Source organism: Nocardiopsis sp. NPDC007018 (assembly GCF_040635075.1).
Taxonomy (GTDB): domain Bacteria; phylum Actinomycetota; class Actinomycetes; order Streptosporangiales; family Streptosporangiaceae; genus Nocardiopsis.
Map to the genome: position 1 here is coordinate 75,115 of NZ_JBEYHA010000014.1, position 12,316 is coordinate 87,430.

General features: G+C 72.1%; 15 protein-coding genes. 8 read left to right on the top strand and 7 right to left on the bottom strand.

Annotation, left to right across the window (positions count from 1 at the left end):
* Positions 1 to 46: 46 nt before the first annotated feature.
* Positions 47 to 970 (top strand): GNAT family N-acetyltransferase, encoded by a 924-nt coding sequence (locus ABZ635_RS10440; RefSeq protein WP_357762018.1) that lies wholly within the window; start codon positions 47 to 49, stop codon positions 968 to 970.
* On the opposite strand, the gene ABZ635_RS10445 is transcribed toward ABZ635_RS10440, so the two are convergent.
* The gene (locus tag ABZ635_RS10445) at positions 967 to 1,965 is read right to left on the bottom strand and encodes a Gfo/Idh/MocA family oxidoreductase (RefSeq protein ID WP_357762021.1); all 999 of its coding nucleotides are present in this window, start codon (positions 1,963 to 1,965) and stop codon (positions 967 to 969) included. The two genes, ABZ635_RS10440 and ABZ635_RS10445, sit on opposite strands and share 4 nt — an antisense overlap.
* 125 nt (positions 1,966 to 2,090) lie before the next feature.
* Here ABZ635_RS10445 and ABZ635_RS10450 point away from each other — a divergent pair, with 125 nt between their 5' ends.
* Positions 2,091 to 2,474, top strand: coding sequence for a hypothetical protein (locus tag ABZ635_RS10450; RefSeq protein WP_357762025.1), 384 nt, complete (start codon positions 2,091 to 2,093; stop codon positions 2,472 to 2,474).
* A gap of 21 nt (positions 2,475 to 2,495) precedes the next feature.
* On the opposite strand, the gene ABZ635_RS10455 is transcribed toward ABZ635_RS10450, so the two are convergent.
* The 3 genes from ABZ635_RS10455 to ABZ635_RS10465 all read right to left on the bottom strand — a co-directional run bounded on the left by ABZ635_RS10455 (position 2,496) and on the right by ABZ635_RS10465 (position 5,636).
* Complete coding sequence (locus ABZ635_RS10455) at positions 2,496 to 3,467, bottom strand: DUF4097 family beta strand repeat-containing protein (protein ID WP_357762027.1); 972 nt, start codon at positions 3,465 to 3,467, stop codon at positions 2,496 to 2,498.
* 64 nt (positions 3,468 to 3,531) lie between these two features.
* Positions 3,532 to 4,239, bottom strand: coding sequence for a response regulator transcription factor (locus tag ABZ635_RS10460; RefSeq protein ID WP_357762030.1), 708 nt, complete (start codon positions 4,237 to 4,239; stop codon positions 3,532 to 3,534).
* On the bottom strand, positions 4,227 to 5,636 hold the full coding sequence (locus ABZ635_RS10465; RefSeq protein ID WP_357762033.1) for a histidine kinase: 1,410 nt from the start codon (positions 5,634 to 5,636) through the stop codon (positions 4,227 to 4,229). The genes ABZ635_RS10460 and ABZ635_RS10465 overlap by 13 nt, the downstream gene beginning before the upstream one ends.
* Positions 5,637 to 5,747: 111 nt before the next feature.
* On the opposite strand from ABZ635_RS10465, the gene ABZ635_RS10470 reads away from it, so the two are divergent.
* Positions 5,748 to 6,512: a (2Fe-2S)-binding protein gene (locus ABZ635_RS10470; RefSeq protein WP_357762036.1), complete on the top strand. Its 765-nt coding sequence runs from the start codon at positions 5,748 to 5,750 to the stop codon at positions 6,510 to 6,512.
* A gap of 47 nt (positions 6,513 to 6,559) precedes the next feature.
* On the opposite strand, the gene ABZ635_RS10475 is transcribed toward ABZ635_RS10470, so the two are convergent.
* Positions 6,560 to 7,159 (bottom strand): TetR/AcrR family transcriptional regulator, encoded by a 600-nt coding sequence (locus ABZ635_RS10475; RefSeq protein WP_357762039.1) that lies wholly within the window; start codon positions 7,157 to 7,159, stop codon positions 6,560 to 6,562.
* Between the two features lie 168 nt (positions 7,160 to 7,327).
* Between ABZ635_RS10475 and ABZ635_RS10480 the strand changes: the two genes are divergently transcribed.
* Positions 7,328 to 8,185, top strand: coding sequence for an NAD(P)H-binding protein (locus tag ABZ635_RS10480; RefSeq protein WP_357762042.1), 858 nt, complete (start codon positions 7,328 to 7,330; stop codon positions 8,183 to 8,185).
* Positions 8,186 to 8,231: 46 nt separating this feature from the next.
* On the opposite strand, the gene ABZ635_RS10485 is transcribed toward ABZ635_RS10480, so the two are convergent.
* A complete protein-coding gene (locus tag ABZ635_RS10485; protein ID WP_357762045.1) occupies positions 8,232 to 8,714 on the bottom strand; it encodes a VOC family protein in 483 nt (160 codons plus the stop codon).
* 149 nt (positions 8,715 to 8,863) lie between these two features.
* Between ABZ635_RS10485 and ABZ635_RS10490 the strand changes: the two genes are divergently transcribed.
* From ABZ635_RS10490 to ABZ635_RS10500, 3 genes are all read left to right on the top strand, one after another.
* The gene (locus ABZ635_RS10490) at positions 8,864 to 9,292 is read left to right on the top strand and encodes a helix-turn-helix domain-containing protein (RefSeq protein WP_357762047.1); all 429 of its coding nucleotides are present in this window, start codon (positions 8,864 to 8,866) and stop codon (positions 9,290 to 9,292) included.
* A complete protein-coding gene (locus ABZ635_RS10495; RefSeq protein WP_357762050.1) occupies positions 9,289 to 9,702 on the top strand; it encodes a DUF4180 domain-containing protein in 414 nt (137 codons plus the stop codon). The genes ABZ635_RS10490 and ABZ635_RS10495 overlap by 4 nt, the downstream gene beginning before the upstream one ends.
* 98 nt (positions 9,703 to 9,800) lie before the next feature.
* A complete protein-coding gene (locus tag ABZ635_RS10500) occupies positions 9,801 to 10,604 on the top strand; it encodes a methyltransferase domain-containing protein (RefSeq protein ID WP_357762053.1) in 804 nt (267 codons plus the stop codon).
* A gap of 34 nt (positions 10,605 to 10,638) precedes the next feature.
* Here ABZ635_RS10500 and ABZ635_RS10505 read toward each other — a convergent pair whose 3' ends face one another.
* Complete coding sequence (locus ABZ635_RS10505; RefSeq protein WP_357762056.1) at positions 10,639 to 11,544, bottom strand: alpha/beta hydrolase; 906 nt, start codon at positions 11,542 to 11,544, stop codon at positions 10,639 to 10,641.
* A 76-nt stretch (positions 11,545 to 11,620) separates the two neighbouring features.
* Here ABZ635_RS10505 and ABZ635_RS10510 point away from each other — a divergent pair, with 76 nt between their 5' ends.
* On the top strand, positions 11,621 to 12,304 hold the full coding sequence (locus ABZ635_RS10510) for a TetR/AcrR family transcriptional regulator (RefSeq protein ID WP_357762059.1): 684 nt from the start codon (positions 11,621 to 11,623) through the stop codon (positions 12,302 to 12,304).
* The last annotated feature ends 12 nt before the right edge of the window (positions 12,305 to 12,316 follow it).

Consider the following 12,316-nt stretch of genomic DNA (forward strand, 5'->3'; position numbering starts at 1 on the left):
TAAGGAGTCGTTTACTTTCGTAGAGTAATGAAAGTGGGGCTTCCGCGTGCCCGACCAGATTCGACACCACAGCCTGGAACTGCGCGAACTCAGTGTCGCGCCCACCGTCCGCCCGCTCCGGCCCGGCTACCGTGTCGCCCGCTGGGACGACCCCACATCCCTGGCACCCGCGTGCCGGGAACGGCTCCACCACACGCTGCGCGACCTGGCCGCCCGCGCCTTCGGCGCCGACCACTCCGGGTACTGGCACGCGAGGATGGCCTCCGGGTTCTTCGACCAGATCTCCTCGCTCGCGCTCATCCTCGGCCCGGACGGAGTCCCCGTCGGCTGGGGCGGCTACCACCGCCGCCGCTTCGCCGCCCGCCACGCCCTGTACCTGGACGCCGCCGGAGTGGTGCCCGCCCACCGCAGGTCCGGACTCTCCGCCGCGCTGATGACGCACTTCCTCAACCGCGAGGTCCTCGCCCACCCCCTGTCCAGCACCTACGTCGTCCTGCGCACGCGCCACCCCGCCGTCTACGCGGGCTGGCGCAAGGGCCTGGGCCCGGCCCGGGTCTTCCCCCGACAGGACCGTCCCGTGCCCGGTCTGGTCCAGCGGATCGCCGCCGACGCCGCCGAATGGCTCGGAGACGGCCCCGGCCTGGACCCCGAGTCCCTGCTGGTCCGCGACGCCTACCGCATGTTCGACGGCGAGATCTACGGGGTGGCCCCCCGCAGCGGCGACCCCGTACTGGACGCCCGTTTCGCCCGTGAGGTCGGCCCCAAGGACGCGGTCCTGGTCGTGGCCCGCATGGGGGCGCTCCCCCTGGCACGGTTCGCGCTGGGCCGCGCCCTGACCTCCCGGCCGCGCCCCGCACACGCCACCCGGGGCCGGACCGCGCCGGGCAGGCCGACGCGCGACGACTTCGCCGTCCGCGCCACCCCCACCGGAGCGGGGGCGGGCGGGCTCATCCCCGGGGGACGGTTCTAGGGCGTGGACGGGCCGCCCACCAGGGCGCCCACGTCCCTGATCTGGTCCGTGACCCCGGCCAGCCGCAGGCTCTCCGCCCAGGTCATCTCGGAGCTCTCCCGCTCCCCGGCCGCCAGGCAGCGCCCGACCTCCTCGATCTCGTACTCGTAGCCGTTGGCGCGGAAGGGCCGGTGGAACCGCTCCGAAGCGCCGCCCTCCCGGTGCAGGACCAGTTCCGTCGCGGCCCAGAACGACGGGATCTCGATCCACCCGTCCGTCCCGGCGAGCACCGCACGGTTGGGCAGGACGTTGCGCGAAGCGCAGTTCAGGGCGGCGCTCACCCCGTTCTCCCCGTGCACCAGCACGGTGGTCTGGGTGTCGACCATCCGGTCCGGGGACAACTGCCGGGTGGCACCCACCACCGTGAGTTCACCCAGGTACTGCGCCGCAAACGACAGCGGGTACACCCCCAGGTCCATCAGGGCGCCGCCGCCGAGGTCGACGTTGAACAGCCGGTGGTCGGGGTCGTAGGGCACGTTGATCCCGAAGTCCGCCGAGACCGCGCACAGCTCCCCCACCGCACCGTCCGCGACCAGCTCGCGGGCGAGCTTGGAGGCGGGCAGGAAGCGCGACCACAGGGCCTCCATCAGGAAGCGGTCGTTGGCCCGGGCCGCCGCCACCATCTGCGCCACCTGGAGCGCGTTCATCGCCATGGGCTTCTCCACGAGCACGTGCTTGCCCGCGTTCAGCATCAGGAGGGTGTTCGGATGGTGCCAGGGGTGCGGGGTGGCCACGTACACCGCGTCCACGTCGGGATCGGCGGCGAGATCCTCGTAACTCCCGTGGCGGTTCGGCACGCCCCACTCGCGCCCGAACTCCTCCGCCCGGTCACGCGTGCGCGAAGCCACCGCCATGACCCGGGCCGAGGGGACGGCCAGGAGCCCCTTCATGAAGGCGCGGGCGATACCGCCGGTCCCCACCACGCCCCAGCGCGGCCCACCGTTCTCAAGTGTCATGAGCGCATCCTAAAAAGACGGTCATGTCCGGGTCGAGACGGGGGAGGTCCTCGGATTCGGAGCGCGGGAACCGTACGGTGGCCCAGGAGAGGCCGCGCACGGCCCGGCGCGTGAACGGAGGAGGAATGTCGGAGACACTCGCCCGGAGGTTGGGAGTCGAGCCCGGAGACCGGCTGCTCGTCCTCAACGCCCCGGAACGCTACCTGCGGCTGCTGGACCCCCCGCCCGACCTCCACATCGACCTCGGACCGGTCGAGGGCGCCGAGTACGACGACCTGCACCTGTTCACCCTGGACCGGGGCACCGTCGACCGGGAGGGACCGCGCGCCCTGGAACTCGCCGGGCCCTCGACCCGCCTGTGGGTGTGCTTCCCCCAGCGGGGCGGCACCATCATCACGGACCTGACCGCCGACAAGGGTTGGGACACGTTCGTGGACGCGGGGTGGCGCAGCACCGCCCTGGTGCCGATCGACTCCGACTGGGCGGCGCTGCGCTTCGAACGCCGGTAGGTCTGACAGCGTGCCCCGGACCTAGGAACTCACGCGGACCGATCCGCTGGTGGTGGAGACGTCGATGGTGCCGTCGGCTCCGGACCCGGTGGTGACGTCGATGTCGCGCTGCCCGGACACCGAATCACCCTCGACCTCGTACACCCCGTCCGGCACGGTGGCCACGACCTCGCCGCTGACCGTCTCCACTGACAGCAGTTCGAAGGCTTCGGTGGTCCTGATCCTGATCCCGCCGGAGGTCGTGGACGCCTCCAGGGTGGTGAACCCGCCGCCGAACTCCATGGACCCGCTCACCGACTCGGCACGGACCTCCTCGGCGCCGAAGCCCTCGGCGACGACCTCCCCCGAGGTGGTGGAGACGTCCAGCACGGAGCCCGCGCCGGAGGCGGTGATCCGGCCGCTGACGGTGTGGGCCTCCACCGCGCCCTCCACCCCGTCGAGGACGAGGTCGCCCGAGACGGACTCCACCTCGACCGCGCCGACCTGCTCCGTGACGTCCACGGCGCCGCTGGAGGTCTCCACCCTCAGCTCGCCTTCCAGGTTCTCCACGGAGACCAGCCCGCTGACGGTCCGCAGTTCCACACTGGTGCCTGCGGGGACGGTGACGTCGTAGTCCACAGAGCAGGTGTCGAAGAGCCCCAGCCCCGAACAGTCGGCGTCGATCTCCAGGGTGTCCCCCGAGGTCTCGATGTCCTCGTCCGGTTCCGACAGCGGGCTGCCCCGCAGTTTGCGGTCCACCGTGATCCCGCCGTCCCCGCCGCCCCGGAGCACGACCCCGCCGAGGGTGGAGTTGTCGATCTCCAGTGCGTTCACCCCGTCGAAGGAGTCCGCGCGGTCCGACTGGTTGACGGTCATGTTCCCCAGCACCGAGAGCGCGGTGACCACCACCAGTGCCAGCACGAGCACTCCGCCCAGGAACATCCACGGCCCCCTGCGAAAGCCTCCGCGTTCCTTGCTTGAGGAGGCGTACAGGCCCCGTGCCCTGAAAGTCATGTTCTTCCCTTCCTGGAAGGCTCGGCCCTCCCTCTGGTGTGTCCGGTGCCGGTTGCGGCGCGGGTCAGTCGCGGTCGGCGCCGCGCAGGTAGCGCAGCACCGCCTGGACCCTGCGGTGGTCGTGGTCGTCCTGACCGAGGTCGAGCTTGGTGAAGATCGATCTGATGTGCTTCTCCACGGCCCGGTCGGTGATGGTGAGCCGGTCGGCGATCCCGGCGTTGTTCAGGCCCTGGGCCATCACCTCCAGGACCTCGCCCTCGCGCGGGGTGAGGCTCTCCAGGGCGCGGTCCCGGTTCCTGCTCAACAGCTGCGAGACCACTTCGGGGTCGATCGCCGCCCCTCCCCCGGCGACCCGGCGCAGCACCCCGAGGAACTCCTCGATGTCGGCCACCCGGTCCTTGAGCAGGTAGCCGACCCTCTCCGCGCCGCCGCCGAGCAGGTCGGCGGCGTACCGGCTGACCACGTGCTGGGACAACAGCAGGACCGCCATCCCCGGATGGGTCCGCCGGATGCGTACCGCCGCCTCGATGCCCTCCTCGGAGTACGTGGGCGGCATCCGGATGTCGATCAGGCACAGGTCCACGTCGGGGTTCTCGGCCACGGAGGCCATCAGCGCGTCGGCGTCGCCCACCGCGGCGACGATCTCGACCCCAGCGTCCTCCAGCAGCCGAACCATGCCGCTGCGCAGCAGCACGCTGTCCTCGGCGATGATGACGCGCGGTTCCCGCCGCCCGTCGTGTGTGTGGGCCGTGCTCACGGTCACGCCTTCCATGGGATGTTCGCGGTCAGGACGGTGCCCCCGCCGGTCGGGCTGTGGACGTTCAGTTCCCCGTCGACGGCGTCCACGCGGTCCCACAGCCCGTAGAGACCGGTGCCCGCCTCGGGGTCGGCTCCTCCGACCCCGTCGTCGGTCACGGTGACACGCAGCAGCTCCGCCTCGTGGCGCGTGGCGGCGACGTGCTCGACCACCACCGCCACGTGGTCGGCTCCGGCGTGCTTGGCGACGTTGGTCAGCGCTTCACAGACCACGTAGTAGGCCACGCCCTCGGCGCGGGGCGAGGGACGCTCGTGCAGGTCGACGTCGAGTCGGACCGGTACCGGGGAGCGTCCGGCCGCCACCGGCAGGGCCGCACCGAGCCCGTGGTCGGTCAGGACCCGGGGGTGCAGGCCGCGCGCCACCTGGCGCAGGTCGGTCATGACCTCGCGGGACTCCGCCTGCGCCTCGGCGATGAGTTCGCGTGCCCCCTCGGGGTCGTGGGACAGCCGGGCGCGCGCCCGGGTGAGGGTCATGGTGAGCGCGAGCAGCCGTTGCTGGGCGCCGTCGTGCAGGTCGCGTTCGATCCTCCGGCGCTCCGCCTCGGCCTCGTCGACCATGCGCAGGCGGCTGTCCTGCACGTGCAGGAGGCGACGGCGCATGCGGACCTCGGGGGCCTCGAAGAGCAGTAGGCGGTGCAGGAGGACCTCGGTGGAGATCATGTACGGGGCCAGACGCAGCCCGACCACGGCGGCGAGCGGTCCCGCGATGACCAGGACGAGGGGCCCCGTCAGGTCGCCCGGCGAGCCCATCGCCAGGATGTAGGCGACCCCCAGGGACGCTCCGATCGCCGAGGCCCCTCCGCACACCACGAACACCACGACCAGTCCCGCGGCGAAGAGCCCGTGCAGTCCGGCGGCGGTGCTGTAGACGACCATGGTCCACGCCTCCCGGCCGAAGACGAACCGCCACGCTCGGGTCCAGGGGGCGTCGTCGGCCATGGGGTCGGGCGGGTCGGTCTCCACGATGCCGAACACGTTGGCGAGGCGGTCGCGCTGGACCCGGCAGGCCAGCCGGGCCAGGAGGGTGGCGGCGACCGGCAGGGCGACCAGGAATCCCAGCGAGTCCCAGACGATCCGGGAGACGGGGAAGTCGATCCCGAGGTCGGTCCAGGGCAGGTACATCCCCATACCGATCCAGGTGACGACGGTGACCAGCAGTGACACGGGGATCAGGTAGAACAGGGCCAGGGTCATGGAGGTCATCAGGTGCAGGACCTGGACCAGGAGCTGGCGCCGTGCGCTCACGGCCGACTCGGCGGCGAACGGTACCCCGGCCAGGGCCGACAGCCGGGCTCCGACCCGTCCGCCGCCCCGCCGCGCGCCGTGCGCCCGCTGTTCCCGTGTACCGCTCACGGGACCAATCTAGGGATTCGGGGCACCGGGGACGAGGTCAGCAGCACGAGGAACGCGGGTGGTGCCAGCACTACCCGCGTGGTGGCGTGCGGGCCGGGGTGGTGCAGGGTGGTGGTTCGTGGACCGGGGGGCGTGGTGCTGGAACGGGTGTTGGATGACGTCGGGGACGTCAACGTGTTCTTCCGGGTGCGGGCGGCGCCGTTGGACGGGGGCTGGGAGCCGGTCTCCGGCTGGGCCCGCGCGTCCGGGCGGGAGCGGCTCGCCGCCGAGGTCCACCGGGTGCGGGGCCAGCTCGGGGCGCTCGCCGGCGGTGGGGCCGAGGACGTGGAGTGGCGGGTGGGGGCCTCGCTGTTCCACCAGGGTTTGGCCTCCCGGATGCTTTCTCCCGTACTGGCGGCGGCTCTGTGCCACGGTGCGGGCCTGCGCGCGGACCTGTTGGCGTACCAGCCGGGACGCTCGGGACCACTGGCCCTGGGCACGGCGCAGACCCGTGCCGTCGTGCTGGGGGAGGACGTCGCCGCGGTCGCCGCGTGGCTGGAGGAGACGGTGGTGGAGGGGGTTCTGGCGCGGGTGGAGGAGGCGCTGACCGGGCTCGGTCGGATCTCTCCGGGACTGTTGCGGGGCAACACCGGCTCGGCCCTGGCGGGCGCCGCGCGCGCCCTGGGCGCGGCGCGCAGGGACCGGCGCGCGGACGCGGAGGCGGTGGTGCGGGCGCTGCTGGAACGCCCGTGTCTGGCCGGCACCGGTTCCTACACGGGCGTGGACGGCGCGGGGAGGGCGACGCTGCGCAGGACCACGTGTTGCCTGTACTACCGCGTGCCCGGGGGCGGCCTGTGCGGCGACTGCGCCCTGCGTCGTTCACCGGGTGCCCGTTGACCGGGTGGTCCGAGGCCCACCACCGGCCGATGAGGAGGTCGGGCTGGTCAGGCGCGGGACCTTCTCCGCGGCGCTCGGATGCCGTCGAGGAGGTAGGCGGTGCGGCGGTCGTAGGCGTCCCGGGGCGGCAGCGCACCGTGTTTGAGGGCGAGAGCGTTGTCGACGACGAGCGCGTGCAGGTCGTCCACCGTGAACTCGGGCCGCAGGGCCGCCGAGGCGTGTCCGTCCTCGACGAGTTCTTCGTAGATCTCTCCCGCGGCACGGCAGATGTCCATGAGCTGCCGCGAATGGGGATAGTCCTGTAGCAGGACGTCGTTGGTGGTGGGCTGACGGTACTGGAGGTCGCGGATCGCGGTGAGGTAGTGGTCCATTCGATCCCCGGCGTCGTCCAGGGACCGCGTGTGGTCGATGACGGCGTCGAGCTCGTCGGCGACGACCTCCTGGATGACGGCTTCGATGAGGCCGACCCGGCCGCCGAACCGGTTGAAGATCGTCGCCTTGCTCACTCCCGCCGCCCGGGCCACCTCCTCCAGCGGCACGCTCAGACCCCGCCCCTGGAAGGCGGCGATCGCCGCCCGGCGTATCTGCTCCGCGTTGCGCCGGGCGTCGGCGCGCAGCCGGGGGTTCGCGGGTGTAGCACCGGTCATGGATTCTGCCGCCTCTCGCCACCGCCATAACTTGACTGACCGAGTCAGTTTATCTACGGTCGTGGGCGGAAGCGAACCTGACCCGGCAGGTCAAGTTATTGGACCGGGCGCCACCAGCTCGGAGGCCGACACGGCACGAGCACGGGCACGCAAGGAAGGACCGCGAACATGATCGTCGTCACCGGCGCCACTGGCACCCTCAACGGGGGCACAGTCGAACACCTCCTCAGCCGCCTGCCAGCCGAACGGGTCGGTGTGAGTGTGCGGGACCCCGCCAGGGCTCGGCACCTCGCTGAGCGCGGAGTGCGCGTGCGACAGGCCTCTTATGAGGACCCGGCCGCCCTGCGCGCGTCCTTCGCCGGTGCCGACCAGGTGCTCCTGGTGTCCGGGAACGACCCGACGGTCGACATGGTGAGTCTGCACCGCAACGCGATCGAGGCGGCGGTCGCGGCCGGGACCCGGCGGATTCTGTACACGAGTCAACAGGGAGCCGCGTTCGAGGGACCGTACCCCCCGGCGGCCGTCCACGCCGCCACCGAGGAGATCCTCGCCGGTTCGGGGGTCGCCTGGACCTCCCTGCGCTACGGCTTCTTCGGCCACAGTTTCGATGCCGTGCTCGGTCCGTGGCAGGAGACCGGGGTGATCGCGGCTCCGGACGACGGCCCCGTCCCGTGGACCGCCCCCGCCGACCTGTCCGAGGCCACGGCCGCAATCCTCTCCGGCGACCGCTCCTTCGACGGGGCCATGACCCTGGTCGCCGAGGAGGCCGTCACCCTCGACGACTTCGCCGGGGTCGTCTCCGCGCTCAGCGGACGCTCCGTCGAACGCGTCGTCGTCGACGACGAGCAGTGGGTCGCGGACCAGCGGGCGCGCGGCATGCCGGAGAGCGCTGCCCGCTTCACGCTCACCATGTTCCGTGCGACGCGGGAGGGGTATTTCGCCGAACGGGACCCGCTGCTGGGTGAACTCCTGGGCCGCGCCCCCCGGAGCGTCGCGGACCAGCTCGCGGCACACATGAGGACCTGAGAGAAACCAGCCCCGGCGTCGAGCGCGCCGGGACTCCCCGGTGGGCTCAGACGCCGTCCGCGGCCCGGCGCACCGCCTCCAGGTCGATCCGGCGCATCGTGAGCATGGCCTGCGTGGCGCGGTACGCGCGCTCGGGTTCGGAGTCCCACACCAGGGAGTCCAGCTCCTCCGGATAGACCTGCCAGGACAGCCCGAAGCGGTCCCGCAGCCAACCGCACTGGCTCTCTTCGCCGCCGTCGACGAGCGCGTACCAGTAGTGGTCCGACTCGGCCTGGTCGCGGCAGATGACCTGGAAGGAGACCGCCTCGTCGAAGGTGAACCGGTCCCCGCCGTTGAGCGCGGTGAAGCGTGCCCCGTCCAGCTCGAACTCGACGGTGAGCACGGTGCCCTCGGCGACCGGCATGTCGGGGCCGTAGCGCGTCGTCCTGAGCACACGCGAGTTCTCGAACACGCCGGTGTAGAACTCCGCCGCCTGCTCGGCCTGGTCGTCGAACCACAGACACGGTCTGATGGTGTGCAGGAGCGCCATGGCTCCCCCTCTCCCCCGTGGATTGCCCTCTCCCCTTCTGTACCCGCTTCTCCCTCACCGCATCATCTTCCTCAAACTTCCCTAACATCGCGCTTCTTCGCGTACAATGAGGGAATCTTAAGGAAGATAGGCCGTTCGTGAGGAGAGACGTGACCCGGCAGTACTACTCGGTCGACCAGGTCGCCGACCTCCTGGGCTTGCACGTGAAGACGGTGCGCGCCTACGTTCGAGAGGGACGCCTGGCGGCCACCCGGATCGGGAAGCAGTACCGCGTCCGCCGCAGTGACCTGGAGGAGTTCACCGGCGGCCCCTTGGCGGAGGAGGCGATGCCGCCCCGGGGAACTCCCCACGCGGAGGCCTCCACCGTCGTGCAGGTCGACGACGTCGACCGCGCCACGGTCGACCGCCTCACCACCCTGCTCACCGTCACCGGACGTCCCGAGGACCGGGGTCGCGTCCACGTGCAGGTCGTGCACGACCCGGAGCGCTCCCGACTCAAGGTCGTCATCGTGGGCGACCTGGCCTCCACCGCGACCCTGCTGGGCTACGTCGACTCCCTCACGGGAGACCGGTCGTGAGCACGCCGGAACGGTCCGGCCCACACGATCCCGAACAGGAGACCACACCGATGTCCCTCCCCGAGGTCCACCACCTGGGCGCACACCCGGTCATGCTCTGCCCGGAGCAGGGCCCGCCCCTGCGCGAGGCCGCGGACGTGATCGGGGACGCCTTCCACCACGGGGTCACCTGGGTGGCGGTACCCGCCGAACGCCTCGACCCCGACTTCTTCCGCCTGCGCACCGGTGTGGCTGGAGAGTTCCTCCAGAAGTTCGCCAACTACCGCCTGCGCCTGGCCGTGGTCGGGGACGTCTCCCGGCACGTGGCCGCCAGCGACGCCTTCCGGGACCTGGTCCGCGAGTGCGAGCGCGGCACCCAGTGCTGGTTCGTCCCGGACCTGGAGGCCCTGGGCGGACGCCTGGACTCCTGAGTCACCCAGGTTTCGTCTCGCTTAGTGAGAAATGGATCTCATAGTGGGAGACTCGCGGGTAGGGTCGACCGGAGCCCCCGAGACGAAGGCGGAACGCCATGGCCCGGTACACGCACGGACAGCACCCGATCGTCACCTCCTCCTACCTGTGGCGCGACGCCGAGAACTCGGCCCCCTACGCGCTCTCGGAGGTCCGGCCCGGCCGCTCCCTGCTGGACGTGGGCTGCGGACCCGGCAGCATCACCGCCGACCTCGCCCGCAGGGTCGCGCCGGGGCGCGTCACCGCCGTGGACGCCTCCGCCGAGGCGGTCGAGCGGGCGAGCGCCCACGCGGAGGAGGCGGGTGTGGACAACGTCGACTTCGTGGTCGGTGACGTCCACGCCCTGGACCTGCCCGACGACACCTTCGACGTCGTCCACGCCCACCAGGTCCTCCAGCACGTGGGCGATCCGGTCCGGGCGCTGGCCGAGATGGGCCGTGTCGCCCGGCCGGGCGGGGTGGTGGCCGCCTGCGACAGCGACTACTCCGCGATGCACTGGTACCCGAACCTGCCCGAACTGGACGCGTGGATGGCGCTGTACCAGCGGGTGGCCCGCGCCAACGGCGGCGAACCCGATGCCGGGCGCCACCTGCTGGCCTGGGCGCACGCGGCCGGGTTCACCGAGGTCAGCCATGTCGCGGAGGTATGGAACCACTCCGACCCCGAACGCCGTGCCTGGTGGGGCGGGATGTGGTCGCGCCGCATCCTGGAGTCGACCATGGGCCGGGACGCGGTCGGCCGGGGCATGGCAAGCCAGGACGACCTGGAGTGGATCTCCGCCGGCTGGCGGCGGTGGAGCGAGCACCCCGACGGCGTGTTCGTCATCCCCCGGGGCGCGGTCCTGTGCCGCGTTCCGGGCTGACCCCGTTCCGCGCCCCGCCCACCCGTCGCCCGTCTCACCGCGCGGAGTCCGCGAGCGCGCGCACCTCCTGGGCCACGTTCGGCCAGGTCCGGGCAGGGAGCTCGTGTCCGGCGCCGGGCAGGGGCACCAGACGGGCGCCCCGAACGCGCGCGGCGATCGTCGCGGCGGCGCGCGGCCGGACCAGCGGGTCGTGCGTGCCGTGCAACACCAGCGTCGGCGCCCTGACCTCACTGATCGGCGGCCCGTGCCACTGGGCCCCGATCTGCCTGCTCTGCGCTTCGAGGTCGCGGGCGCCCACGTCGGCCATGGCCTCGAAGCGGGCGCGGGCCGCCCGCTCGTCGAAGGGCTCTCGGGGGCCCGCGCAGAAGCGGGCGATGTTCACGTTCGCCTCGATCGCGCCCTCCCTGGTGTCGGGGAAGCGGATACGGCTGAGCTTGAGGGTGGAGGGCAGGTTCATGTACCGCAGGGTGCCCAGCCCGCCCACGTCGCCGGGGACGGCGCAGGCGGTGGTGAGGGTGCGGACCCGGTCGGGGTGACGCACGGCGACGCGTTGGGCGACGGCCCCGCCCAGGGAGATCCCGAACAGGTGCGCCGAGGGCCACCCCAGGTCGTCCAGTACGGCGACGGTGTCGTCGGTCATGTCCTCGGCGGTGTAGGCGTCGCCGCGCCTGCCCAGCAGGGCGGTCACGGGCATCTTGGTCCGGGTGGGCGGCAGGTGGGTGGACTCCCCGGAGTCGCGCTGGTCGTAGCGGGCGACGGCGAAGCCCTGGTCGGCGAGTGCTCGGCACAGGCCGTCCGGCCACCAGGTCCGGTTGACGGCCAGACCCATGATGAGCAGCAGCGGCTCGCCTTCGGGCGGTGCTTCGACCCAGGAGTCGTGAGCCAGTCGGACGGCGCCGTTACGCGCCCACCTGGTCGGGGTCCACATGTTGGTGTCCATGACGCCTCCCAATACTGCGATCGGTGTTCTCGGTAATAGGATAGGGGTACGCCGACACGTGAAGACAAGGGGCCCGGTGGAAGACGAACCGACGACCGTGTGGAACCGGCCGGAACGCGGGGCCCGGGGCCCGGCACCGGAGCGCAGCCGCGCCCAGATCACCGCCGAGGCCGTGGCGGTGGCGGACGAGGGCGGCCTCGCGGCGGTGTCCATGCGCCAGGTGGCGCGGCGGCTGGGCACCGGACCCGCCTCGCTGTACCGGTACGTGTCCACGCGCGCCGACCTGCTCGATCTCATGGCGGACGCCGTCTCCGGCGAGATCGACCTGGACGTGGCGCTGACCGGGGACCCGGTCGAGGACCTGGCGGCGCTGGCCTCCCGGGCCAAACGGACCCACTTGGACCACCCGTGGCTCCTGGACCTTCCCACCGAGCCGGTCCCCGGCCCCCGGGGGATGGACTACCTGGAGTACGCCCTGCGCGCGCTCGAGCCGACCCGGCTGGCCCACCCCGCCCGGCTGGAGACGATCGGCCTGGTGAACGGGTTGGTGACCCTGTTCGCCCGGACCGAGATCCGACGTGCCGCCACCGAGGGGGACTCCCCCTCCCGAACCCGGGTCCCCGGCGCGGCCGCGACCCCGGACCGACACCCGCTGGTCACGGCCGCGCTGGCGGCCAGCCCGGGCGCGGACCAGGACACCCACGTCCTGTTCGAGCGCATGGTTCGCCGGGTGCTCACCGGCCTCGTCGAGGGGCCCTGACCCCAGCCCGGG

Excerpts from the sequence above, each read along its gene's own strand:
- ABZ635_RS10445 (WP_357762021.1), bottom strand. The coding sequence starts at position 1,965 with ATGACACTTGAGAACGGTGGGCCGCGCTGGGGCGTGGTGGGGACCGGC.
- ABZ635_RS10450 (WP_357762025.1), top strand. The coding sequence starts at position 2,091 with ATGTCGGAGACACTCGCCCGGAGGTTGGGAGTCGAGCCCGGAGACCGG.
- ABZ635_RS10455 (WP_357762027.1), bottom strand. The coding sequence starts at position 3,467 with ATGACTTTCAGGGCACGGGGCCTGTACGCCTCCTCAAGCAAGGAACGC.
- ABZ635_RS10460 (WP_357762030.1), bottom strand. The coding sequence starts at position 4,239 with ATGGAAGGCGTGACCGTGAGCACGGCCCACACACACGACGGGCGGCGG.
- ABZ635_RS10475 (WP_357762039.1), bottom strand. The coding sequence starts at position 7,159 with ATGACCGGTGCTACACCCGCGAACCCCCGGCTGCGCGCCGACGCCCGG.
- ABZ635_RS10480 (WP_357762042.1), top strand. The coding sequence starts at position 7,328 with ATGATCGTCGTCACCGGCGCCACTGGCACCCTCAACGGGGGCACAGTC.
- ABZ635_RS10485 (WP_357762045.1), bottom strand. The coding sequence starts at position 8,714 with ATGGCGCTCCTGCACACCATCAGACCGTGTCTGTGGTTCGACGACCAG.
- ABZ635_RS10500 (WP_357762053.1), top strand. The coding sequence starts at position 9,801 with ATGGCCCGGTACACGCACGGACAGCACCCGATCGTCACCTCCTCCTAC.
- ABZ635_RS10505 (WP_357762056.1), bottom strand. The coding sequence starts at position 11,544 with ATGGACACCAACATGTGGACCCCGACCAGGTGGGCGCGTAACGGCGCC.